The organism is Rhodococcoides fascians NBRC 12155 = LMG 3623, from assembly GCF_001894785.1.
Taxonomy (GTDB): domain Bacteria; phylum Actinomycetota; class Actinomycetes; order Mycobacteriales; family Mycobacteriaceae; genus Rhodococcoides; species Rhodococcoides fascians.
This window is the reverse complement of record NZ_BCWW01000003.1, coordinates 172857-193037: the sequence shown is the minus strand read 5'-3', so window position 1 is coordinate 193037 and position 20181 is coordinate 172857. Positions and strand designations below refer to the sequence as shown.

The following is a 20181-nucleotide window of genomic DNA, read 5'->3' as shown; positions in this document are numbered from 1 at the left end:
TCTACTTCTTCCAGAGCGTCTTGAACTGATCCTGGTAGTCGGCGACACCCACGTAGTAACCGGTCTCCTCGTCGAGCACCGCCGCCTCGATGTTGTCTTTGTTCAGCAACTGAGTCGGCATGAACGCCGCGTCCGCTTCGGCGACATCGTCACCGTTGAACTGGCGGGCCAACGTGTCGAGCACACGCCAGCCGAGAATCTGGACCGGGAAACCTACCCACACACTGTTGTCGCCGTCCTTCAGCGACTGCAGGTTGTCCGGCGTCGGCGTCTGACCGGCGAACGTGACCTGATCCTGCAGGCTCGCTCCGCGCAGTGCCGCATCGACACCGAGGACGAGGTCCCCGAAGGAGAAGACCGCGTAGTTGATGGTCGGGTCACGCTGGAGCGTGCTGACGACGCTCTGCGGGGTCTTGGTTCCGAGATCGGTGACCTGCTGGTTGACGAGCTGAACCTTGCAGTCCGGGCACTGACTTTCCAGCTGCGCGGTGAAGGCATCGGTGAAGACGTTGAGGATCGAGTAGTCGGTGATCGAGAAGATCGCGACATTGGCCTCACCGTTGCTGTCCGCTACCACCTGACTGGCCACCATCCTGCCCCACTCCTGCACCTGCGCATCGCCGTCGAGAGCGGTGGAGATGACACCCGGAACCGGCTCTCCCGCAATGCTGTCCGCAACCACCGGAATGCCGGCGGCCTCGGCCGAGGCGATCTGCTTCGACAGCATCGTCAACGGTGTGCCGGAGATGTGGATGGCGTCCGGCTTCAGGGCAATGGCCTGATCCATGGCCTTCGGTGCCGCTTCGGCGTCGGTACCCATCAGAACACGCTGGTATCGCCACCCGAGTACGTCGGCGGCCTGTTGAATGGCGTCGTTCTTGGCGCTGGAGATGGGCTGGGGCGTCTCGATACTGATGACGTACTTGCCCTCCTCCGGTGCCTTGCTCAACGGCGTGGTCAGCACGAGATCGGTAGGTGCGGCCTCGTACTGGTCGGCGACCGCCTGCGCACCGGCGACGTCTGCCGCCTCGCCGGTGGTCGTGTCCTCCGAGCTGCTGCAGCCGGTCAGGACCAGGCTCGCGGCGGCAATGCCGGCCAACGCCTTCGTCCAAGTAGTGGTTTTCACGTGAGTTCCTTTCGAAGAACTAATTGCGGCGAGCGGTCCGCGCGGCGAGCGCGACGGCGACGATGAGGGCGAGTCCGTTGAAGAGGTCGTTGACGAAGCTGGGTGCGCCGGCCAGTTGCAGGCCCTTCACGCCGGTGGCGAGAAGGTAGATGGCGATCAGCGTGCCGAGTACGTTGACGCGGCCGGCGCGGATCTGGGTGGAGCCGAGGAATACGGCGGAGAAGGCGGGAAGCAGGTACGACGGCCCGATATCGGGCGCGGCGGTGCCCAGCTTGGCAGCCAGCACCACCCCGGTGAGCGCAGCGATCGTTGCCGAAGTCATCAAGGCACCGAACATGATTCGTTCGACACGCAATCCGGCGAGTCGTGCTGCCTGACGATTGCCGCCGGTGGCGTACAGGTAGCGGCCCAACGGTGTCTTCTCGAGCAGGACGTACATCACCGCAGCGACGGCGATCATGTAGAAGAACGGCAGCGGCAGGCCGAGAAAGGGCTTGCTGCCCATGTCGAGGAAGCCGTCGGTGAAGCCCTCGGTGATCTGCTTTCCGTCGGTCACCCAGTACGTTCCGGCCAGCAGGATGCTCGACATACCGAGGGTCGCGATGAACGAGTCGACGTGCAGTTTGACCACGACGAAGCCGTTGACGGCACCGATCAGCGCGCCGCACAGCAGGGTGGTGACGATGGCGACAGGCGTACTGATGCCCTGAGAGAGTTGGTAGGACACCATCGCGACCGAGAACCCCATGACGCCGGCGATGGACAGGTCGAACACACCCGCGGCCAACGGCACGATGAGGCCGATGGCCAAGATGGCGGTGATCGCTTGATCACCGGCGACGATGCGAAAGTTGCCCTGGGTCATGAAGGTGTCGGGAATCCAGATCGCGAACAGCACGATGATGGCGACCCACACGTACAGACCGCTGAAGCGATCGAGTCCGAGTGAGAACGTGCGCCCCTTGGTTCGGGCACCCGCGCCGTCGCTTCCGCCCGATGGTGGGCTCGCGGGCGCGGCCGCCGCTTCTTCGTGGGATTGTGTTGTCATGGTGATCCTTTCACCGAGTCCGAGTGCCGGCGAGGGACGCGGCGGGAGCAGGTTTCTTCAACGTGGAGGCGGTCAGCCGATCGGGGTCGATCCGGGGCCGCGAGAATTCGTCGACAACACGGCCGACGGACAGCACGATCACCCGGTCGCAGAGTCGGGTGAGCTCGCCGTGGTCCGTGGACACCACCAGTACCGCTGCGCCGGCCTGAGCGGCGGCGTCCACAAGAGCGTGAATGTCGGCCTTCGCGCCGATGTCGACGCCCTGTGTGGGCTCGTCGAGGAGAAGCACTCGGGGATTGCGACGCAGCCACCGCGCGAGCACGACCTTCTGTTGGTTGCCGCCGCTGAGGGTGCTCAGATGTCGTTCGGTATCACCCGTGGGCCGCACTCCGAGACGTTCGAGCCAGTGCGCCACATCGGATTTCTCACGCTTGACGCGCACCAGACCGCCCTTGGCGAAACCCCACGGATCGGCAACCGACACGTTCTCTCGCAACGACGCTGTTGCGAACGCTGCGTTGGACAGGCGTTCGGCCGGCACACAGCCGATACCCGCCGACATCGCCAGGTCCGGGCGACCTTGTTCGACGGTCTTCCCGTCCACGGTAATCGTGCCGCCGCGGGTCTCCGCACCGAAGAGCGCGGGCACTATCTGCTCTCGACCGGAGCCGGTGATGCCGGCGATGCCGAGTACTTCACCGGAACGAATCGAGAAACTGAATTCTTCCATTGCGCCACAGGACAAGTCGACGATCTGCAGAACGGGGTCACCGAGGGAGTCGGTGGTCTCCTCCGGCTCGGCGAGGAACTCCTCGACGCGGCGGCCGATCATCAGTTCGACGAGACCGGATTCGTCGAGACCGTCGAGGGCCCTCGTGGTCACGATCTTGCCGTCTCGCATGACCGTCACACTGTCGCAGAGCGAGAAGATCTCGTTCAGGTGATGCGAGACGAACAGCACGGCCACCCCGCGGTCGCGGATTCGACGGACCAGATCGAACAACCGGACCGCCTCTGCAGCAGGGAGATTGGCGGTGGGTTCGTCGAGTACCAGCACACGGGCCTCACCCGAGCGATCCTGGACCGCACGGGCGATGGCCAGCATGGTGCGTTCGCTCATGGTCAACGCCCCGGCGAGCTTGTCGAGGGCGAGGTCGACACCCAGCTCGGCCAGAGCCGCCTTGGCCCGAGCACGCTCCGCCTTGAAGTCGATGGTGCCGATGGCGGTGGTCTTGTATCCGTGTCCGAGCGCGAGGTTGTCGACCACGTCGAGGCTCTCGACCAGTCCGAGTTCCTGGTGAACGAAGCGAAGACCGGCCGCCTCGCCGCTGCCCGGAATGCCGAGATGCAGCTCGTCACCGCAGACCGCAATCGATGCGCCGTCGTCTGGATCGTGATAGCCGGCAAGCACTTTGATGAGAGTGGACTTGCCGCACCCGTTCTGTCCGACCAGTCCGCGGATCTCGCCGGGTGCGAGGAGAAGTTCGACGTCGTCGAGTGCCCGATGACCGCCGAAGGTCTTGGAGAGACCGCTGATGCTCAGCGCATCTGTCATGGAATCCTACCTACGTGAGGTGAGTAACTTGAATGCTGCTGTTGTTATCTACGTCATACTCAACTATGTACATGAATAAGTCCAGCATTCCGAGGAAGTTCGTTTTGTGCACTGACGTGCCAAAACAGAACGCATTCGAGTGGCGTTGGCACGGAAACCGGCCTTCCGCGCCGGCGGAGTATTTATAGTCGATGCCAAGTTGGCCGAGGTCTCCGAAGGAGAAGCCCATGAGCGAGTATCAGCTGGGCAGCGTCGTACAGATCGCCTACATGGTCGATGACGCACGGGAGGCGGCCGCGGACTTCTCGTCCCGCACCGGAGCAGGGCCGTTCTTCGTCCGGCACAACCCCGGAGCGTTCGATCACACCTCGGCCTACGGCCAGTGGGGGCGCACCCAGATCGAATTGGTGCAGACCCATGCGGCAACTCCACCGGAGTTCGCGGAGACCACGACGGCACGACATTGCGTTCACCACGTCGCGATCATGGTGAACTCGTTCGCCGAGCAGCAACGCATCTTCACCGAAAGCGGCTGGCCCGCACTGTTTTCTTCGACCACGCCGAACGGAAACAACTTTGCGTTCCACGATGCCCGCGGCGAACTGGGACATCTCGTCGAGATCTACGAACCGCGGCCGAGCATTCTGGCGTTGTACCGTCGCGTCGCCGACGCCGCCACGAACTGGGACGGCACCGACCCGGTTCGTGACCTGTGACGGCGGTCGGTGCCGAACCGGTCAGACGTCTGCGAGCAAGGCGGCCGCACGTTCTCGGGCCATGGCCAGAATCTGCGGGTTCCCCGAGTTCCACAGCACCGTCAGTTGCTTCTTGCAGATCTTCCACTCACCGTCGACCCGCCGAAGCGAATCGGTGTAGTAGCCGCCGATGGTGAACATCGCGTCCCCGTCCGTGTTGGGGAGCACGTGCTCCGCGCGCACGTACGAGATGACCGTTCCGCTGTCGCCGTCGACGGTGATGTCGAGATTGGACAGAAAGTGCTGCGACGCTGCGAGTCCCGGAAAGAGCATCCGCCCTCGCTGCACCCAGTCGTCCGCCGTGAACGGACCACCGTTGCCCGCGCGGTAGCTCGTGTAGTCGATCTCGATGTCGTCGGTGAACACCGACCGGTACATAGCCCAGTCCCGCAGATCGATTCCGCGCGCGAAGCGGGCCATGAGCTTCGTGATCTCCCGATGATCGTCGGCACTCATGTCACGTCGCCTTCGCGGGCAGCTGCAGCGAAACCGTCTCGAAGTACTCGTCGAGGCCGTCCGGCCCGAGCTCACGGCCGATTCCCGATTTCTTGAAGCCACCGAACGGTGCGGCCGCGTTGAACCGGCCACCGTTGACGGAGACCTGGCCCGTGCGCAACCGGCGAGCGATGGCGATCGCGGCGTCGTCGTCGCCGGCGAACACCGCTCCCGAGAGTCCGTAGTCGGAGTCGTTCGCGATCTCGACCGCGTCGTCGATGCCGTCGTAGGTGATCACGGTGAGGACGGGACCGAACACCTCTTCGCGCGCGATCGCGGACGTGTTGTCCACGCGGGAGACCACAGTCGGGCGCACGAAGAATCCCGATCGCAGATCCGCGTCGAGTCCCTGGACGTCGCCGGGTCCACCGACCAGGAAGACCGCGCCCTGCGGCACCTCTGCCAGATGTTTCAGCACGGACTGCTGCTGTTCCTGCGACGCCATCGGTCCGATGTCCACCGACTCGTCGAGAGGGTCGCCGACCGTCTGCGACCCCACGAGTTCCACCAGCTTCTTCTCCACCTCGTCGATGCGCTCGGCGGGAACCAGCAATCGTGTGGTGGCAGTACATGTCTGACCGTTGTTGACGTAGCAGCCCCGAACTGCTGCGGTGATCGCGGCGTCCAGGTCGGCGTCGGGAGCGACGATGAATGCGGACTTGCCGCCGAGCTCCAAGGTCACTTTCTTGATTCCGGCTGCAGCTACCTGTCCGACGCGGGCACCGGCCGAAGTCGAACCGGTGAGGCTCACCAGGTCGACGTCCGGATGGCCGGCCAATCGCTCCCCGACCCGGCCGCCCGCACCGGTCACGATGTTCAGCACGCCCGGCGGCAGCCCGGCCGAGTGGGCGATCTCGGCGACGACGAACGCCGCCAGCGGCGCGACGCTGCTGGGTTTGACCACGGTGGTGCAACCAGCCGCGATCGCAGGTGCCACCTTGGCTGCCAGCTGATAGAGCGGGTAGTTCCACGGGGTGATCGCTCCGACGACGCCGATACCCACCTTGATGATCAGCGACGTACCTCGGCGCTCCTCGAGCGAGATGCCCTCGAGGGTGTCGGCCATCGATCGGAAGATCGTGACGCCCAGTCCGACCTGCACGGTCCGCGACCGCGCAATGGGCGTACCGACTTCGCGCGCCATCATCTCGGCGAGCTCGGTCTCACGCTCGACGAGCCCGTCGGCGATCTGCCGCAGCACTCTCACGCGTTCGGCGATCGTCGACTGGGACCATTCGCCGAAGGCGGAACGCGCTGCGGCGACGGCGTCGTCGACATCGGATTCGGTGCCGGCCGGTACCCGGGCCAGCAGCTGTCCCGTTGCCGCTTCCAGCACGTCGATCGTTCCACCGCCTGACGACGGAACCCATTTACCGCCGATGTAGAGCTCGTGCCGGTCGTTCATTCGAAGCCTCACTTCGTCTGCTGTTCGGCCGAGTGGCGGCCATCACAATCACCCTATCGATGTTAGACGACTTGTTGTCAAGTAACTACGTCGAACCAAGTCTGTACATAGTTAGCTGTTGTTTCTTGACATCCACTACTAATTGGGTAGGTTATGAGCACCGTCACAGTCCCCTGACAGCGAGTGCCAGATCACTCGCCGATGACCGTCCCGACAGGGACCGGAGAAGAACGAGGAACACCATGAACGACCTCGCGATCAACACGTCCGCACCGACCGTCGTCACGAGCGAGTTGGTCGATCTGGTGGTCAAGGGCATGGTCCGCGGCCCGATCACGCCCGAACTGCAGGCAGTGGTCGACGCCGGAGATGCCGTCGCGAAGGGACCCGTCGTCATGCCGACACAGGCCGGTATCGCCCACGCGGGAGCGCAGGTTCGCCTCCCCGAGGGCAGCGACGAGGCCAGGGCCGTCACCGACCTGCTCCATGTCTTCCTTCCGGTCAACCGTCGCCTGCGCGAACTGTGCACCGCATGGCAATGCCGCCCCGACGGCTCCGCAAACGACCATTCGGACGCGCAGTACGACGCGAAGATCCGCGATCAGCTCGAAGACATTCACACCGACGTGGCCAAGATGCTCCGCCGGTCGGCCAAGCAGTGTCCCCCGCTCCTGGACTACCGCGAGCGACTCGTCGTGGCGCTCGAGCGCTTCGACAACGGCGACACCGCGTCTCTTACGTCGCCTCTGACCGACGGTTACCACACCGTGTGGATGTGGCTGCATCAGCACGTTCTCATGATGCTGGGCATGACCCGGGCCGAGGACGAGGCCCTCGAAGTGAAGCTTGTATCCGGTAGCCCAGAATGACCGTGTCCGACAACGTCATTCATGCTTCGACACGAGCGGCTGTGCCATACGGTCAGGGCCGGGCCCGGGGACTCGGTGCCGACGTACTGGGTGTTCACGGTGTGGAGATGGACAATCTCGTGGCGCTCGGGTTGCCGGTGGTGCCGGGGCTGACCGTGCCGATCGGGTCCGGTACCGGACTCGAGAACCGCGAGACCGCCTCCACTGCAATCGATCTGCTCGAAAAGCTGGCAGTCCGCGGAATCTGGCCCGAGGTTCGTACCGAACGCAGGCCCATGTTGATGCATCTGCGCTGCAGTGCTCCGGTGGCAGTGTCCGCGCTGCCGCCCGCCATCTCGGTCATCGGCCTGTCGAGCCGCAACATCGACGCACTCGTCGAGGTGATCGGACGAGAGCGCGACATCTACGACTCCTGGGCTGCCAACCTTCGGTTCGTCGCCGAGGGCGCGTTGGAGATCGACACCGACGATCTCGATGACCTCGACGACGACCACCCCGACAGCCGCGCTCGCGTACCGGCTCTTCTCGAGTTGATCGAGAAGTCCACCGGTGCAGCGTTTCCCACGGATCCTGCCGAACAGCTCGGCCTCGCCGCGAAAGCCATGCTCGCCCGCTGGGCCTCTCCACGCGGACAGCGGGCGCGCAAAGCCCTGTCTTTGCCGGGCGACCTGGGAATCGCTCTCCACGTTCGCGCCCTACGGCTCGGTTCCTGGGACGAGTCCGGATACGGGTCGGCGATCAGTCGCGACCTGGAGAGCGGAAAATACGCGCCTCACGGCGTCTTTCATCTCGGAGTTCGCCGGGCCGACCCCAACCCCGGTCCGGGCGCACCGCTCACCCACACTCCCGGTGGCGTGCAGATTCTCGACCAGATCTTCGCCACGCTCGAGCCGCATCTCCGAGCGGTCGCCGAAGTGGAGTTCGAGGTCCGCGACCGCCAACTCGCACTGCTCAGCGCCGGCGCGCTGGAACACCCGGGCCCACGTGCGGTCACCAATCTTGCCGTCGATCTCGCCACCGGTCAGTCGATCGGACGCAGCGAGGCCGTCCGCATGCTCGAACCCGATCTGATGCAGGACCTCCTCCACGCCCAGCTCACGCTCAGCGGCCGGGAACAACTACTCGCCCATGGTCTTCCCGCGTCGCCGGGCGCAGCGATCGGCGAGATCGCCCTGTCGAGCGAGCGGGCCCTCCGGCTCGCCGCCGAAGGCAAGAACGTCATCCTGGTCGCGTCGGAGACCAGCCCGGCAGATGTCCCCGCCCTGCTCGCCGCGACCGCGGTGATCACGTCCAACGGTGGATTGGCGTCGCATGCGGCTGTCGTCGCGCGCGGCGCAGGCCGTCCGGCCGTGTGCGGGGCGACGACACTACGCATCGACCTCGGTGCCGCCACCGTGACGTCCGACGGCATCACCCTGTCCGAGGGTGACACAGTGTCCGTCAACGGCCGAACCGGCGACGTCTACGCAGGTGCCGTGCCGATCCGGCCCGCGGAACCATCGCCGGAGCTCGAGGTGTTACTCGGGTGGGCGGACGAGATCCGTGAACTGGGTGTGCGCACCAACGCCGACAACGCCGAAGACGCCGCGACCGCGTTCCGTCTCGGTGCCGAGGGAATCGGGCTGTGCCGCACCGAACATCAATTCCTGGGTGATCAACTGCCGCTGGTGCAGCGGCTCGTTCTCGCCGAGAGCGAAGCCGAGGAGATCGAGGCGATCGCTGCTCTGACGGCGGCTCAGCAATCGGACTTCACCGAACTGCTGCGCGTCGTGGGCGACAGGCCCATCACCGTCCGGCTCCTCGATGCACCGCTGCACGAATTTCTGCCGTCGGACGGGCACTACCGAGACGATGCCCAGGCCGAACGAGCTGCTGCCACACACGAATCCAACCCGATGCTCGGTTTACGCGGGGTGCGCTTCGCCATGGTGCAGACCCGCCTCTACCCCGCACAGGCGGAAGCATTGTTCCGCGCATGGGTCACGGTGAATGCCGAGGGACTCACGCCTGCACTCGAAGTCATGATCCCGCTGGTGTCTCTGCCAGGGGAGCTGACCGAGGCCATCGCACAGGTGCACCGCGCCGCCGAGACGGTAGCCGCGGACACCGGGGTCACGGTTCCCTATCTCGTCGGCAGCATGATCGAGACTCCGCGGGCTGCGCTGCTCGCGGCACCATTGGCCGCCGAGGCGCAATTTCTCTCGTTCGGCACCAACGATCTGACCCAGCTGACGTACGGATTCTCGCGAGACGACGTCGAGAAGACGATGCTCGCGCACTACCTCGAGCACGGACTGCTGACCGACAGTCCGTTCGCGGTACTCGACCGTGACGGGGTCGGTGCCCTGGTCTCCCTGGCCGCAGACAATGCGCGCTCCGTGCGCCCCGACGTCAAGTTGGGCGTCTGCGGTGAGCACGGAGGCGACCCGGAGTCCATCGCGTTCCTCGATTCGGTCGGGCTGCATTACGTCTCGTGTTCCCCCAGGCGTGTTCCCGTGGCCCGATTGGCGGCTGCGCACGCAGCTCTCGACGGTAAGTGAGCAGAACCGACGTGACGACGGAACTCGACGACCTGCGCGCCGCTGTGCGTGGTGCGGCGGCCGATCTCGGTGGACCCGATCTGTGCCGCTCGCTCGATTCCGCGGGCCCGGGTTGGGATGCCGACGCATGGTCGGTCATGGCGGGTCAGATCGGGGTCGCCGGCTTGGGACTGCCCGAATCCTGCGGCGGCCTCGGCGGTCTGGCCGAACTCGCCGTGGCCGCCGAAGAAATCGGTGCCGGACTGCTTCCGATCCCGTTACTGTCGACGATCCTCGCCGGACAGGTGCTCGTCCACGCCGCCGGTGCCGACGACGTGATCACGGACATCGCCGAGGGCCGACCGGCGGCGTTCGCGGGACTCGACAGGCGTGGCTGGTGGTCGCCCGGCCACGAGACTTTCACCGCCACCGAGACTGGTGCCGGGTGGTCTCTGTCCGGCCACGCACCGGCTGTCCTCGGTGCCGCCGGAGCTCGGTGGCTCGTGGCCGTAGCCCACACGTCGGACGGTCCCGACGTCTTCGTCGCGGACACTGCCGCAACGAAACCCGCGGTCATACCGCTGCGAACTCTCGACCTGTCGCGAGCGCAGGCCGCACTGACCCTGTCGAGTACACCGGCCCGGCGGCTGACAATCGGGGGAAGCGCCTCGGCTGCCGTCGGCCCCGCGCTGGACGTGGCCTGCATCGTGCTGGCCGCCGAGCAACTCGGTGGCGCTCAGGTGAGCCTCGATCGCACCGCCGCTTACGCACAGGAACGACGCCAGTTCGGGCGGGCCATCGGCAGCTTCCAAGCCGTCAAGCACACGCTCGCCGACATGCTGATTCTCGTGGAGTCCTGCCGATCGGCAGTGGTTCGCGCGGTCGAGGCCACCAACCTCACCGAGGCAGGCGCGGTGGCGCAGGCGTGGTGTTCGGACGCCTACCGGACCGTGACCGCCGAAGCCGTACAACTGCACGGAGGTGTCGGCTTCACGTGGGAACACCACTGCCATCTGTATTTTCGGCGAGCCCGCGCCGACGCTCAGCTCTTCGGCGGGGCCGCGTTCCACCGGGAACGGCTCGCCACTTCTCTCGCCTGGTGACAGCGTTCAGCGCTTGTCGCGCTGGGACCACGGCTGGTCGCGGTTCTCCCGCGGCTCCGGGGGCAACCCGAGAACCCGCTCGCCGATGACGTTGCGCTGGATCTGATCGGTACCACCTGCGAGCCGGTAACCCGGGCTTCCCAGTAAGTGTTCGGTCCACGCGAAGCGGTCGTCGTCGACTGCAGCGGTGATCTCGGTACCCAGCAGGTCCGCCGCGATCTCGCCGATCTTGCCCAGAACGTCCGACGCCATCAGTTTGCCGACCGATGCTGCCGGCCCGGGAGAAACACCCGCCGCAGCGGCGCGGGCAACCCGATCTGCGGTGGCCGCCCGCAGTTCCGATCGGATGTACACGTCCGCGAGGTTCTGCCGTACCAACGGATCGTTCGCGGCCCCGAGAGATTGTGCCAGCGAGATCAATTCGGCCACCGAGCCACCCTTCTTGCGCGTCACCGATCCGGAGGCAGTGCGTTCGAAGGCCAGCGTGGCATTGGCTACCTTCCACCCTTGACCCACCTCACCGAGACGCATGCTGTCCGGCACCCGAACCTCGTGGAGGAACACCTCGTTGAACGAGGATCCTCCACTCATCTGTCGAATCGGGCGAATATCGACGCCCGCGAGGTCGAGGGGAACCAGAAACGCCGTGATGCCTTTGTGTTTCGGTGCATCCGGATCGGTGCGGGCCAGGAGCATCCCGAGATCGGCGAAGCGCGCTCCGGAAGACCACACCTTCTGCCCGTCGAACACCCAGTCGTCGCCGCGGCGGACGCCGCGACACCCCAGTGCCGCCAAGTCCGATCCGGCACCAGGCTCGCTGAACAACTGGCACGCGAGGAGGTCGGTGCGGAGCAACGGGTTTGCGTAGGCACGCCGCTGATCGTCACTTCCGAACATCGCCACCGCAGGTCCGACGAGACCCGTTGTGACGCTGATCAGTTCAGTGGACGGCGGTACGTCGAATTCACGCTCTGCCTGCGCTATGGCCGAGGCGTAGGACGCGGGCAGTCCGCGACCGCCGTGCTCGACGGACAGGGTAACCGCGCCGTAGCCGGCGTCGAACCGTTGTCTGCGGTACTGCCGGGCGGCGTCGAGCAACGAAATTTCGTCCTCGTCGGACAAGTTGCGGAAGACGGCGAGGTCGGGCCGGTCCTGCGGTGACGGCGCCGGTCGAGGCGGAAGGATCGAGCCCAGCCACGAGCGCACGTCCGCCTGAAAGTCGGTCAGTTCGAAGTTGTCACCGAAACCCGTCGTCACAATGGACCTTTCGTCATTCCGCAGTCAGGACGGTGCACGCCGACAACCCGGGTGCGCCGTAGACGTGGGTGAAAGCGACCGTCGGCCGGCCCGGCACCTGATTGCCCTCTGCCCGGCCCTGCAATTGCCGCACGACCTCGTGTACCTGACGCAGCCCCGACGCGCCTATCGGCTCGCCGCCCGCCAAGCACCCGCCGTCGGTATTGATCGGTATGGAGCCGTCGTGGTGTGTGGCACCGGAGTCGAGCAACTTCGCCTGCTCCCCGTGCTCGCACAGACCTGTCTCCGCCATGTGAATGATCTCGGAGCCGGAGTCCGTGTCCTGCAACTGCGCCACGTGGACGTCGCCGGGTTCAAGGCTGGCAGCGGCGAACGCCGCCGCGGCCGCATCGATGCTCGGGCTGTGTATCGGACGGGGAGAGAGCCATGGCGAGAACACCTCGAACGATCCGGACCGCCGGGTGCGCACCTCCACCGCAGCAAGCCGAATCGGTCTGTCGCACAGGTCGTGTGCTCGGTCGCCGCGTGCGAGAACGAGTGCCACACCGCCCTCACCCGGCGAACAGAACATGTATCGCGTGAGCGGGTCGTTGACCATGGCGGATGCGCGGACCTGCTCGGCGGTGAGTTCTTGTCGCCGCCACGCCATGGGATGTGCCGCCCCGTTGGCGAAGGCGCGCTCGGACACTGCAGCCAGCGCGGACTCGTCCAGCCCGTGCTCGTAGAAATACCGACGAGTCTTCATCGCGAAGTACTGAGTGGTGACCATCATGCCCGTCCGGGCGTACCAGGCGTCGAGACCGTAGGCGGCCGGGTCCGACGCGAACGCACCGCGCGGGTGTTTGTCGAAGCCGACCACCGCCACCACGTTCGCGCGGCGTGCGGTCAGCATGTCGGTGGCAGTTGCCAGCGCCACTCCCCCTGTGGCACAACCGTTCTTGACAGTGGTGAACGGGATTCCGGTCAGCCCGAGACGGGAGACCAGCGAGTCCGGCTTTCCAGAGACGTTGCTGCCCCCGACGGCGGCGTCGACGTCGGACCACTCGAGTCCGGCGTCGGCCAGGCCGGCGCGCAGCGCGTACTCACCCATGTCCAGGCCCGAGACCCCGTCGTGCCGACCGAAGGCGTGCATGCCGGCCCCGATGATGTAGATACCGTCGTCGCTCATCGCTCGACCTTCTCGAAGGCGAACGTGACCTCGGTGTCGCTTACCGAAAGCAACCGCAATTCGACCTGGTCACCTATCGCGACAGCGCCGATGATGCGGGACTCCACCAGCACGTCGCCGAGATCCACGTAACCGACGACGAACCGTTCGAACCCCGACGGGGGCTCCTCGAACGGGGGCTTCGGCGCGAATGCCTGGGTGGTCCAGGTCCAGACCGTCCCTCGTGTCGGAAGCGCGCGCCGCGACACCGCGGTACCGGCGCACCCCGGGCACCGTGCCGCCGACGGAAACGCGACGACCTCGCAGTCGTCGCACGCACTTCCGGCCAGCACAGGTGGATCCAGTTGCACGAAGAGCGCTTCGTCGACCGCGAGCATGCGCGCTATCCGGCCAGCAAACTCAGCGGCCGGGCCAGAATCGTGCCGAGAGTGCGCAGGTACTCCGCCGCGGGAGCGCCATCCACCGCTCTGTGATCGAAGGTCAGGCTCAGGGTCATGACCTGCGTCCGCACCGGAGTCTCCCCCTCCCAACGGAACCCGTCCTTGACCCGGCCGACACCGAGAATGGCCACGTTGCCCGGATTGACCACCGGGGTGAAGAAGTCGACACCGTAGGCACCGAGTGTGCTGACCGAGAACGTCGCACCCTCCATATCCGTCAACCCCAGTTTGCCCGTCCGAGCCGCGGTGGCCACCGCGGCGGTGCGGCCGGCGATCACGGCGAGCGACAGAGCGTCGGCATTGCGCACAACGGGAACCACGAGTCCGCCGTCTACTGCGACCGCGATTCCGATGTTGATCTCCTCGAACAGTGTCACCTTGTCGTCGGCGATCCCGGCGTTCAGCACCGGATGCTGTTGCAACGCAAGAGCGGCAGCCTTGACGACGAAGTCGTTCAGACTCGGCGGCCTCGAATCGGTCTGCGCGCTTTCGGTCTTGAGTTGTGCGCGAACGGCGACGAGCGCGGTGACGTCCACCTCGTAACCGTGGGTGAGCTGAGCCATGGTGTGGAGGCTGTCGACCATGTTGCGGGCGATCGCGCCGCGCATACCCGAGAGCGGAATGACGTCACCGGGCTGCGGACCGGAGACACGTGCGGGCTTGGGCGCTGAGGCAGTCGAAACTTGCTGTGGCGCAACCGCGTTCTCCACGTCGGCTGTGGTGACGCGGCCACCGATTCCGGTGCCGACGAGCTGGGTCAGGTCGACACCGAGCTCGGCGGCCCGGCGACGTACCAGCGGGCCGACGAACTGTTCGGCCGCACTGTTCGGCTCGGAGACGCTGGACTCGGACATGATCGTCGGCTCGGATGCCACGCTCAGGGGTGCCGGAGATGCGGGTGCCGGAGATGCGGGTAGCTCAGATGCGGGAGCCGGGGATGCGGCGAGGAACTCCTCGACGTCTTCGGAAACGATGCGCCCACCGGGGCCGGTGCCCCGTACGGCAGCGAGGTCGACGTTCGACGCCGCAGCGACGCGACGGGCGTTCGGCGACGACTTGAGTCGAGTGCCGTCGGCCGGAACCGGTGCTGCCGCGGGAGCCACGGCCGATGTGGTGTCGTCGACGGCGGCGGCGTCCGTCGCGGGGGCGGCCCCGTTCGGTGCCTGCTCTCCTTCACCGAGGAGCCAGCCGATCACCGCGCCGACCGGAAGGACGTCGCCGGCCTTCGCGGTGGTGGCGAGAATACCTTCGGCTTCGGCTTCCACGTCGACATCGACCTTGTCGGTCTCGAGACGCAGGAGCACGTCACCGAGGCCGATGCGCTGGCCCGCCTCGGCCACCCATTCCCCGATGACGCCTTCCTGCATGGTGAGACCCAGCTTCGGAAGCACAATCTGCTGAGCCACTTCTCAGTTCCTTTCGAGCAGGCGGCGGGCTCCGGCGACTATGCGGTCGGCGTCGGGCACGTAGGCCTTTTCGAGCGGGGTGCTGAACGGCACGGGGGTGAACGGCGCGCCGACACGCAGGACCGGTGCGTCGAGGTAGTCGAACGCTTCTTCCTGGATCTGCGCGGCCACTTCGGCACCGATGCCACCGAACGTGACGGCCTCGTGTACCACGAGGATGCGGTTGGTCTTCGAGGCCGATTTCACGATAGTGGCGGTGTCGAGAGGCTGCACCGATCGCGGGTCCACGACCTCGACCGAGACTCCGGATTCGGCGAGAATGTCAGCGGCCTTCAGTGCCTCGGTGACCATGCGACCGAAGGCGACGACGGTGATGTCGTCACCCTCACGCGGAATCGCGGCCTGACCGATGGGGATCGAGTAGATCTCCTCCGGCACCTCGGCGCGCGCTCCGAGGAGCACCTTGTTCAGCATGAACACGACAGGATTGTCGTCGCGTACGGCGGAGACCATCAGGCCCTTGGCGTCGTACGCGTTGGACGGCATCAACACCTTCAGTCCCGGGGTGTGGGCCAGCCAGGCTTCGAGCGACTGCGAATGCTGCGCACCCGCGCTCACGCCTGCGCCGTAGGCGACCGCGATGACCATCGGGACCTTGACCTCGCCGCCGTACATGAACTTCATCTTGGCGGCCTGGTTCACCACCTGGTCGAGGGCGACGGCCAGGAAGTCCATGAACATGATATCGACGACGGGACGCAGCCCTCGCGCCGCCGCACCGACGCCGAGACCGATGAGACCCATCTCGGCGATCGGCGTGTCGACCATGCGCCGCGGCCCGAACTCGTCGAGAAGCCCGTCGTACATGTGGAAGACGCCGCCGTACCCGGCCACGTCCTCGCCGATGACGAAGACGTCCTCGTTCTCACGCATGGTTTGCGCGACAGCCTCGTTGTACGCCTTGACATAAGTGGTGACGCGAGCCGTCGAGGACTCGGCCGGAGTGGTCGTGTTCGGAGATGTTTCTGTTGCAGTGGACATCGTTTCAGCCTTTTCGGTTCTTCAGTCGCTGTAGACGTTGAGGGCGAAGTCGGCCACGTCCGGGAATGGACTGGCCTCGGCGAAGCTCACGGATTCTGCGATGTCCGCGTCCACTTCGGCCCAGACGGTGGCGAACTCGGATTCGGTCACCAGGCCTTCCGAGACGGCCCGGGCTTCGAGGAGTTTGATGGCGTCGCGTTCCTTCCACGCCTCGACCTCTTCCTGAGTGCGGTAGGTCTTGCGAAGTCCCTTCACGCCCTGGTGGTCGTAGTAGCGGTAGGTCTTGGCCTCCACCAGAGTGGGTCCACCGCCGTTGCGGGCCCGTTCGACCGCACGCCCGACGGCGGCACGCACCGCGATCGCATCCATGCCGTCGCAGATTTCGCTGGGAAATCCGTAGGCCGGTGCGCGATCGGCGACGTTCTCGAGCTTCATGTGATCCCGCAGTGCGGTGAATTCCGCGTATCCGTTGTTCTCGCAGACGAATACGACCGGGAGTTCGAGGATGCCGGCCATGTTCGCGGCCTCGTGGAACGCGCCGATGTTGCTGGCCCCGTCACCGAAGAACGGGATGGCGACGGAGTCCTCGCCGCGGTACTTGGCGGCGAACGCGGCCCCGACGGCGATCGGGATACCGCCGCCGACGATGCCGTTCGCGCCGAGCATTCCGATGGACAGGTCGTTGATGTGCATCGAGCCACCACGACCCTTGCAATATCCGTCGACGCGGCCGAAGAGTTCGGCGAACATCTCGCGGAACTGTGCACCCTTCGCGACGGCGTGACCGTGTCCGCGGTGTGTCGAGGAGATTTGATCGGTGTCCCGAAGGTTGCTCATCGCACCGGCTGCGACGGCTTCCTGGCCGACGTAGAGGTGCAGGAACCCGGGCAGCTTGCCGCCTTCCATCAGTCGGCCGGCCTCGGTCTCGAATTGCCTGATCCGAACCATGCGCCGGTGCAAATCCAGCAGGATCTCCCGGCTCGGTGTCGGATCGTTGGATCCGATGGGCTCGACGGCCTCACGGGTTGGGTCGGTCGCGGTCGAAGTCACCACGTACACCTCTTCTCTGGTCCGAACGATGCAACGAGCATTACGGCGGGGACTTTGTTTACGTCTTCTACAGTATGGCTGCAACAGTAGCCGAATGTAAGTAGAATCACTATAAAGTTACTATTGCACATCCGAGGACCGGACCGTTGAAGGAGTGAGCCATGCTCGACCTGATCAGGGACCGAGCGACGGCCGACCCGCACGGCCTGGCTCTGGTGGACGACCGTAGAGCGATGACCTGGATAGACGTCGCCACCACCGTCGATGCCCTGGGCGAGAGACTGATCGCCATCGCACCGAACTCGGACGAACGCGTCGCGGTGATCGGAGAGAACACCGTCGAGACTCTGCTGGCGCACGTAGCCGGGATCCGGCGCGGTGTCGGTACGGTAGCCGTCTCCCGACAGCTCAAGCCCGATGAAATGGCCGACCAGCTGCTGGACTCCGGGTCCGTGGCGGTGGTGACGGGGCCACTCGGTCTGATGTCGTCCCTCGAAGCGGGCCTCGAGGTAGGCCTTCGGGCAGTGATCATCCACAATGCCGACGCCTTCGGCGGCGTCGACTGGTCCGAGTTCGTCGCGCCGAGTGTAGACGTGCCCGCGTCGGCACCTGCACCCGAACGCCCGGCCCGACCACCGCTGGTCTACACCTCCGGCACCACCGGCCGCGCCCGGGGTACGCAGGTGCGCTGGTTGCCAGCTCCCGCCGAGACCGCCGCGGACTTCGTCGACGCGGTGTCCGCCCGGTCCGGCTATCCCGCCGGCGTCCACCTCGTCGTCGGACCGCTGCAGCACAACGGCCCGTTGACCGCGATACGCCATCTGCTCTCCGGCCGGCCCGTGGTGGTGATGGGCCGCTTCGACGCCGAACGCACGTTGGAGCTGATCGACCGTCACCGGGTCACGTCGACACTGATGGTTCCCACGCACTTCCAGCGTCTGCTGGGACTCGACGATCGCGTCCGCTCGCGCCACGACGTCTCCTCACTGGAGTACGTCGCGCACACGGGTTCGGCGTGCCCTCAGGACGTGAAGCGTTCGATGATCGACTGGTTCGGTCCGGTACTCGTCGAGTCGTACGGCGGTAGCGAAATCGGGTCGGTGTGCAAGATCGACTCGATGGAGTGGCTCGAGCACCCACGGTCGGTGGGCCGAGCGGTCCCGCCGTTCGAAGCCGTCGTCGTCGGATCCGACGGAGTCGAGCTGGGCCGCGGAGAGGTGGGGGTGCTCGGGTTCCGAACCCCGCCCGAGCGCGGCGTCGTCTTCCACGCCGATCCCGAAAAGACAGCAGCTGCTTACATTTTGCCGGGCGTCGCAACCCTCGGCGACGTCGGTTACGTGGACGACGACGGGTACGTGTTCATCACCGATCGAGTGGCCGACATGGTGGTCTCCGGTGGCGTGAACCTATATCCCGCAGAAAGCGAGCGAGTTCTGTCGACGTACCCCGCCGTCGAGGAAGTCGCAGTGATCGGCGTGCCGAACGACGACCTGGGCGAAGCCTTGCTGGCCCTTGTGGTGGCGCGGCCCGGCACCTCGCTGGACGTGGACGAACTCGCCCGCTTCGCGAGAAACTCGATGGCCTCCTACAAATGCCCGAAGAACTACGTCGTGGTCGACGAACTGAGCCGCAACGCCATGGGCAAGCTCGACAAGAAAGCCATGCGAGCTCCGTATTGGAGCACCGAACGCACGATCGCCGGCTGACGCCGGTACTCCCGAAGTCCGCTCCGCTGAAAGGTAGTCATGATCGAGGTTCTTCTGGTCCGACACGGCCGACCCGTATCGCGGGTGCGCAATCCCGAGTTGTCCCCCGAAGGCATCGCGGATGCCCGCAAGCTCGCGACGTGGCTGCGACACGAGAAGATCGACGCGATCGTTTCCAGTCCCCTGGTTCGGGCCCGGCAGACGGCGGAAGAGCTTGCGGCAGGCCTGGATCGGGAGCTCGATCTGGTGATCGAGGACCTACGCGAGTGGGACGACGACATCAGCCCCGAGGACTACATGGCCGTCGAGGACATGGCGCCCGACGATGCTCGACTGCGCGCGGTAGCCGACGGCCGGTTCGAGGAGTACGTTCCTGCCCTCGATCTGCCGAAATTTCGCGCCCGCGCTCGGTCGGCTCTCGATCAGGTCTTCGACCGGTATCCCTCCGGGCGGGTCGTGGTGGTGGCGCACGGCGGCATCATCAATGCCGTCGTCGCCGACATCCTCGAGATGCCGAAGACGTTCTGGCACAACCCCGCATACACCTCGATCGCGCGCGTGCAGAAGTTGGACTCCGGCGTGATCGTTGTCGATTCCCTCAACGACACCGCACATCTGCGCGGCACGGTGACCGCATGACGCAGGACACGCTCGCCACGGCGAGCCGGGTGATTCTGGTGCGGCACGGTCTTCCTGGAGAGGAGGGCGCGGCCGATCCCGGACTCGGGGACGCCGGAAACGGCCAGGCCCAGCGCCTCGGTGCCTGGCTGCGCGGGGAACCGGTGGCGCAGGTGGTGTCGAGTCACTACAAGCGCGCCCACCAGACGGCGTTATTGGCGGCGGAACCACACGGACTCGACGTTCTCGTCGACGAGCGGTTCCGGGAATGGGACAGCGACCGCACCAGTTACGCCACCCCGGAGGCCATCGCCGACACACCTCAGGGTCGAGCATTCGCCGAAGGCCGGTTCGAGGATTTCGTTCCGAAGTACGACAAAGCCGAAGTCGCGCAGCGAATGCGCGCTGCGGTCCTCGACGCGACGCGGCGGGCACCGGGTCAGCTGACCGTGGTGGCCTCGCACGGCGGTGCCATCAACACGCTGTTGTCCGACATCCTGCAGGCGCCGTCACCGTTCTTCTTCAACCCCGGATACACGTCGATGAGCCGCATCGCGGTGCTGCGCTCGGAGCGCTTCGTCATCGAATCGGTCAACGATACGGGTCATCTCCGCTGAGCC

18 protein-coding genes are annotated in these 20181 nt (G+C 65.7%); 7 read left to right on the top strand and 11 right to left on the bottom strand.

The genetic code is table 11. The features are described 5' to 3' along the window. Position 1: 1 nt before the first annotated feature. Genes RFA01S_RS08735 through RFA01S_RS08725 form a run of 3 tightly spaced genes read right to left on the bottom strand, consistent with a single transcriptional unit; the run spans position 2 to position 3729 of the window. Positions 2 to 1126, bottom strand: a complete 1125-nt coding sequence (locus RFA01S_RS08735) for a sugar ABC transporter substrate-binding protein (protein WP_032369185.1) — start codon at positions 1124 to 1126, stop codon at positions 2 to 4. Positions 1127 to 1145: 19 nt separating this feature from the next. After that, complete coding sequence (locus tag RFA01S_RS08730) at positions 1146 to 2174, bottom strand: ABC transporter permease (RefSeq protein WP_052053442.1); 1029 nt, start codon at positions 2172 to 2174, stop codon at positions 1146 to 1148. 10 nt (positions 2175 to 2184) lie between these two features. Next, on the bottom strand, positions 2185 to 3729 hold the full coding sequence (locus RFA01S_RS08725; RefSeq protein WP_032381489.1) for a sugar ABC transporter ATP-binding protein: 1545 nt from the start codon (positions 3727 to 3729) through the stop codon (positions 2185 to 2187). 227 nt (positions 3730 to 3956) lie between these two features. Between RFA01S_RS08725 and RFA01S_RS08715 the strand changes: the two genes are divergently transcribed. Further along, positions 3957 to 4445 (top strand): VOC family protein, encoded by a 489-nt coding sequence (locus RFA01S_RS08715; RefSeq protein WP_032407252.1) that lies wholly within the window; start codon positions 3957 to 3959, stop codon positions 4443 to 4445. Positions 4446 to 4466: 21 nt separating this feature from the next. On the opposite strand, the gene RFA01S_RS08710 is transcribed toward RFA01S_RS08715, so the two are convergent. Together RFA01S_RS08710 and RFA01S_RS08705 are read right to left on the bottom strand one after the other, a co-directional pair. Continuing rightward, complete coding sequence (locus tag RFA01S_RS08710; RefSeq protein ID WP_032369188.1) at positions 4467 to 4940, bottom strand: nuclear transport factor 2 family protein; 474 nt, start codon at positions 4938 to 4940, stop codon at positions 4467 to 4469. 1 nt (position 4941) lies between these two features. Beyond that, on the bottom strand, positions 4942 to 6384 hold the full coding sequence (locus tag RFA01S_RS08705) for an aldehyde dehydrogenase family protein (protein ID WP_032369189.1): 1443 nt from the start codon (positions 6382 to 6384) through the stop codon (positions 4942 to 4944). 242 nt (positions 6385 to 6626) lie between these two features. Here RFA01S_RS08705 and RFA01S_RS08700 point away from each other — a divergent pair, with 242 nt between their 5' ends. The 3 genes from RFA01S_RS08700 to RFA01S_RS08690 are packed head-to-tail and all read left to right on the top strand — an operon-like array spanning position 6627 to position 10875. Continuing rightward, positions 6627 to 7253 carry a hypothetical protein gene (locus tag RFA01S_RS08700; RefSeq protein WP_032407253.1) on the top strand — a complete coding sequence of 209 codons (627 nt, stop codon included), beginning with the start codon at positions 6627 to 6629 and terminating at the stop codon, positions 7251 to 7253. A gap of 41 nt (positions 7254 to 7294) precedes the next feature. Further along, complete coding sequence (locus tag RFA01S_RS08695; RefSeq protein ID WP_230598285.1) at positions 7295 to 9793, top strand: putative PEP-binding protein; 2499 nt, start codon at positions 7295 to 7297, stop codon at positions 9791 to 9793. Further along, on the top strand, positions 9790 to 10875 hold the full coding sequence (locus tag RFA01S_RS08690; RefSeq protein ID WP_238325106.1) for an acyl-CoA dehydrogenase family protein: 1086 nt from the start codon (positions 9790 to 9792) through the stop codon (positions 10873 to 10875). The genes RFA01S_RS08695 and RFA01S_RS08690 overlap by 4 nt, the downstream gene beginning before the upstream one ends. Before the next feature lie 6 nt (positions 10876 to 10881). Here RFA01S_RS08690 and RFA01S_RS08685 read toward each other — a convergent pair whose 3' ends face one another. The 6 genes from RFA01S_RS08685 to RFA01S_RS08660 are packed head-to-tail and all read right to left on the bottom strand — an operon-like array spanning position 10882 to position 17237. Then, positions 10882 to 12132 (bottom strand): acyl-CoA dehydrogenase family protein, encoded by a 1251-nt coding sequence (locus RFA01S_RS08685; protein WP_032407254.1) that lies wholly within the window; start codon positions 12130 to 12132, stop codon positions 10882 to 10884. A 13-nt stretch (positions 12133 to 12145) separates the two neighbouring features. Further along, positions 12146 to 13300, bottom strand: a complete 1155-nt coding sequence (locus RFA01S_RS08680) for a thiolase family protein (protein ID WP_032407255.1) — start codon at positions 13298 to 13300, stop codon at positions 12146 to 12148. Further along, positions 13297 to 13677, bottom strand: a complete 381-nt coding sequence (locus RFA01S_RS08675) for a Zn-ribbon domain-containing OB-fold protein (protein ID WP_032407256.1) — start codon at positions 13675 to 13677, stop codon at positions 13297 to 13299. Before RFA01S_RS08675 ends, RFA01S_RS08680 begins: the two co-directional genes overlap by 4 nt. Before the next feature lie 5 nt (positions 13678 to 13682). Beyond that, complete coding sequence (locus RFA01S_RS08670; protein WP_032369195.1) at positions 13683 to 15146, bottom strand: dihydrolipoamide acetyltransferase family protein; 1464 nt, start codon at positions 15144 to 15146, stop codon at positions 13683 to 13685. A 3-nt stretch (positions 15147 to 15149) separates the two neighbouring features. After that, positions 15150 to 16187, bottom strand: coding sequence for an alpha-ketoacid dehydrogenase subunit beta (locus RFA01S_RS08665; RefSeq protein ID WP_032381482.1), 1038 nt, complete (start codon positions 16185 to 16187; stop codon positions 15150 to 15152). A 21-nt stretch (positions 16188 to 16208) separates the two neighbouring features. Further along, entirely contained in the window at positions 16209 to 17237 is a 1029-nt protein-coding gene (locus tag RFA01S_RS08660; RefSeq protein ID WP_230591693.1) for a thiamine pyrophosphate-dependent dehydrogenase E1 component subunit alpha, read from the bottom strand. A 161-nt stretch (positions 17238 to 17398) separates the two neighbouring features. Between RFA01S_RS08660 and RFA01S_RS08655 the strand changes: the two genes are divergently transcribed. The 3 genes from RFA01S_RS08655 to RFA01S_RS08645 are packed head-to-tail and all read left to right on the top strand — an operon-like array spanning position 17399 to position 20178. Continuing rightward, entirely contained in the window at positions 17399 to 18943 is a 1545-nt protein-coding gene (locus RFA01S_RS08655) for an AMP-binding protein (protein WP_052053440.1), read from the top strand. A gap of 39 nt (positions 18944 to 18982) precedes the next feature. Then, positions 18983 to 19582 (top strand): histidine phosphatase family protein, encoded by a 600-nt coding sequence (locus RFA01S_RS08650; protein WP_032407257.1) that lies wholly within the window; start codon positions 18983 to 18985, stop codon positions 19580 to 19582. Then, entirely contained in the window at positions 19579 to 20178 is a 600-nt protein-coding gene (locus tag RFA01S_RS08645) for a histidine phosphatase family protein (RefSeq protein ID WP_032369198.1), read from the top strand. Before RFA01S_RS08650 ends, RFA01S_RS08645 begins: the two co-directional genes overlap by 4 nt. The last annotated feature ends 3 nt before the right edge of the window (positions 20179 to 20181 follow it).

Excerpts from the sequence above, each read along its gene's own strand:
- RFA01S_RS08730 (WP_052053442.1), bottom strand. The coding sequence starts at position 2,174 with ATGACAACACAATCCCACGAAGAAGCGGCGGCCGCGCCCGCGAGCCCA.
- RFA01S_RS08725 (WP_032381489.1), bottom strand. The coding sequence starts at position 3,729 with ATGACAGATGCGCTGAGCATCAGCGGTCTCTCCAAGACCTTCGGCGGT.
- RFA01S_RS08715 (WP_032407252.1), top strand. The coding sequence starts at position 3,957 with ATGAGCGAGTATCAGCTGGGCAGCGTCGTACAGATCGCCTACATGGTC.
- RFA01S_RS08710 (WP_032369188.1), bottom strand. The coding sequence starts at position 4,940 with ATGAGTGCCGACGATCATCGGGAGATCACGAAGCTCATGGCCCGCTTC.
- RFA01S_RS08705 (WP_032369189.1), bottom strand. The coding sequence starts at position 6,384 with ATGAACGACCGGCACGAGCTCTACATCGGCGGTAAATGGGTTCCGTCG.
- RFA01S_RS08700 (WP_032407253.1), top strand. The coding sequence starts at position 6,627 with ATGAACGACCTCGCGATCAACACGTCCGCACCGACCGTCGTCACGAGC.
- RFA01S_RS08680 (WP_032407255.1), bottom strand. The coding sequence starts at position 13,300 with ATGAGCGACGACGGTATCTACATCATCGGGGCCGGCATGCACGCCTTC.
- RFA01S_RS08675 (WP_032407256.1), bottom strand. The coding sequence starts at position 13,677 with ATGCTCGCGGTCGACGAAGCGCTCTTCGTGCAACTGGATCCACCTGTG.
- RFA01S_RS08665 (WP_032381482.1), bottom strand. The coding sequence starts at position 16,187 with ATGTCCACTGCAACAGAAACATCTCCGAACACGACCACTCCGGCCGAG.
- RFA01S_RS08655 (WP_052053440.1), top strand. The coding sequence starts at position 17,399 with ATGCTCGACCTGATCAGGGACCGAGCGACGGCCGACCCGCACGGCCTG.
- RFA01S_RS08650 (WP_032407257.1), top strand. The coding sequence starts at position 18,983 with ATGATCGAGGTTCTTCTGGTCCGACACGGCCGACCCGTATCGCGGGTG.
- RFA01S_RS08645 (WP_032369198.1), top strand. The coding sequence starts at position 19,579 with ATGACGCAGGACACGCTCGCCACGGCGAGCCGGGTGATTCTGGTGCGG.